A 3,318-nucleotide genomic window follows, 5' to 3' on the forward strand; every position below is an offset into this window, starting at 1 on the left:
AGGCTTAGCTTCCGGGTTCGGAATGGGACCGGGCGTTTCCCTACCGCCATGACCACCGAAACACTCTGATCACACACCAGAGAATTCCAGTCACCTATCAAGTTCTGGAACCACCACTGGTGTGGTGTTTCAGAACCGCAGAGTGGATGCGTACCATCTTCGTGGGCAAGTCCTCGGCCTATTAGTACCAGTCAACTCGAAAACACATTACTGTGCGTCCATCTCTGGCCTATCAACCCCATCGTCTCTAGGGGGCCTTAACCCACAAAGGGGTGGGAGACCTCATCTTGGAACAGGCTTCCCGCTTAGATGCCTTCAGCGGTTATCCCTTCCGAACGTAGCCAACCAGCCATGCCCCTGGCGGAACAACTGGCATACCAGAGGTTCGTCCGTCCCGGTCCTCTCGTACTAGGGACAGCCTTCCTCAAGTCTCCTACGCGCGCGGCGGATAGGGACCGAACTGTCTCACGACGTTCTAAACCCAGCTCGCGTGCCGCTTTAATGGGCGAACAGCCCAACCCTTGGGACCTACTCCGGCCCCAGGATGCGACGAGCCGACATCGAGGTGCCAAACCATGCCGTCGATATGGACTCTTGGGCAAGATCAGCCTGTTATCCCCGGGGTACCTTTTATCCGTTGAGCGACACCCCTTCCACCAGGAGGTGCCGGATCACTAGTCCCGACTTTCGTCCCTGCTCGACCCGTCAGTCTCACAGTCAAGCTCCCTTGTGCACTTACACTCAACACCTGATTGCCAACCAGGCTGAGGGAACCTTTGGGCGCCTCCGTTACCCTTTAGGAGGCAACCGCCCCAGTTAAACTACCCACCAGGCACTGTCCCTGAACCGGCTCACGGTCCGAGGTTCAGATTCCCAATCCGGCCAGAGTGGTATTTCAACAACGACTCCACCCGAACTAGCGTCCGAGCTTCACAGTCTCCCACCTATCCTACACAAACCGAACCGAAAACCAATACCAAGCTATAGTAAAGGTCCCGGGGTCTTTCCGTCCTGCCGCGCGTAACGAGCATCTTTACTCGTAATGCAATTTCGCCGGGCCTGTGGTTGAGACAGCCGGAAAGTCGTTACGCCATTCGTGCAGGTCGGAACTTACCCGACAAGGAATTTCGCTACCTTAGGATGGTTATAGTTACCACCGCCGTTTACTGGCGCTTAAATTCTCAGCTTCACCCCGAAGGGTTAACCGGTCCTCTTAACGTTCCAGCACCGGGCAGGCGTCAGTCCATATACATCGTCTTACGACTTCGCATGGACCTGTGTTTTTAGTAAACAGTCGCTTTCCGCTGGTCTCTGCGGCCAACTCACCCTAGCCCGCGAAGGGCTTCAAGTGCTCTGGCCCCCCTTCTCCCGAAGTTACGGGGGCATTTTGCCGAGTTCCTTAACCACAGTTCACCCGATCGCCTTAGTATTCTCTACCTGACCACCTGTGTCGGTTTGGGGTACGGGCCGCACATGTTCTCGCTAGAGGCTTTTCTCGGCAGCATAGGATCACCCTACTTCACCTCAACGGCTACGCATCACGTCTCAGCCTTCATGATGTGCGGATTTGCCTACACATCGGCCTACACGCTTACACCAGTACAACCACTCACTGGCGGAGCTACCTTCCTGCGTCACCCCATCACTTAACTACTACACACTCAGGTCCCACGCTCCACCACTCAACTCCGAAGAGTCTCACGGCTTCGGGTGGTTAGTCTCATGTGCCTCGCTATGGGCGAACATACGCGGGTACGGGAATATCAACCCGTTGTCCATCGACTACGCCTGTCGGCCTCGCCTTAGGTCCCGACTCACCCTGGGCAGATTAACTTGACCCAGGAACCCTTGGTCATCCGGCGGCAGAGGTTCTCACTCTGCATTCGCTACTCATGCCTGCATTCTCACTCCCACACCCTCCACAACTCGGTTACCCGGCTGCTTCCCTGGATGCAGGACGCTCCCCTACCCATCCACACCACTACACAAGAGTCTCAAGGACACTCGCGGATGTCTTGTGTGAATGACACGGCTTCGGCGGTGTGCTTAAGCCCCGCTACATTGTCGGCGCAGGACCACTTGACCAGTGAGCTATTACGCACTCTTTCAAGGATGGCTGCTTCTAAGCCAACCTCCTGGTTGTCTGGGCAATCCCACATCCTTTCCCACTGAGCACACACTTCGGGGCCTTAGCCGGTGTTCTGGGCTGTTTCCCTCTCGACGACGAAGCTTATCCCCCGCCGTCTCACTGCCGCACTCTCACGTGATGGTATTCGGAGTTTGGTTGACTTCGGTAACCCGGTAAGGCCCCTAGGCCATCCAGTAGCTCTACCCCCACCACGAAACATACGACGCTGCACCTAAATGCATTTCGGGGAGAACCAGCTATCACGGAGTTTGATTGGCCTTTCACCCCTACCCACAACTCATCCCCCAGGTTTTCAACCCTGGTGGGTTCGGCCCTCCACGCCGTCTTACCGGCGCTTCAGCCTGGCCATGGGTAGATCACTCCGCTTCGGGTCTAGACCACGCGACTCAATCGCCCTCTTCAGACTCGCTTTCGCTACGGCTACCCCACACGGGTTAACCTCGCCACGCAGCACTAACTCGCAGGCTCATTCTTCAAAAGGCACGCCATCACCCCAAAGGCTCTGACGGCTTGTAGGCACACGGTTTCAGGTACTCTTTCACTCCCCTCCCGGGGTACTTTTCATCTTTCCCTCACGGTACTCGTCCGCTATCGGTCACCAGGAAGTATTTAGGCTTACCGAGTGGTCCCGGCAGATTCACAGCAAATTCCACGAGCTCGCTGCTACTCGGGAACACCACCACACAACACCAACACAGCTTTCGCGTACGGGACTCTCACCCACTCCGGTCCACCATCCCAGGCGGTTCCACTAGCCATGCAGCATCATGCCCAAAGTGTCAGCTTTGAGAAGATGGGTCCCACAACCCCGCGCACACAACCCCTGACAAGTATCACATGTACACGGTTTAGCCTCCTCCGCTTTCGCTCGCCACTACTCACGGAATCACACTTGTTTTCTCTTCCTACGGGTACTGAGATGTTTCACTTCCCCGCGTTCCCTCCACACCACCTATATATTCAGCGGCGGGTAACACCACATCACTGGTGCTGGGTTTCCCCATTCGGACACCCTCGGATCACAGCTCGGTTGACAGCTCCCCGAGGCTTATCGCAGCCTCCCACGTCCTTCATCGGCTCCTGATGCCAAGACATCCACCATGCGCCCATAACAACTTGACCACAAAGATGCTCGCATCCACTCTACAGTTCTCAAACACCACACCCAG

General features: G+C 56.2%; 2 rRNA genes. Both read right to left on the reverse strand.

The features are described from left to right. Window positions 1-60: ribosomal RNA gene (gene rrf / locus ABFX51_RS39540) — 5S ribosomal RNA — on the reverse strand; the annotation flags it as partial. Between the two features lie 101 nt (window positions 61-161). Then, window positions 162-3,271 (reverse strand): 23S ribosomal RNA (locus tag ABFX51_RS39545). Window positions 3,272-3,318 lie beyond the last annotated feature (47 nt).

The organism is Amycolatopsis dongchuanensis (genome assembly GCF_039542405.1).
Lineage (GTDB): Bacteria > Actinomycetota > Actinomycetes > Mycobacteriales > Pseudonocardiaceae > Amycolatopsis_E > Amycolatopsis_E sacchari.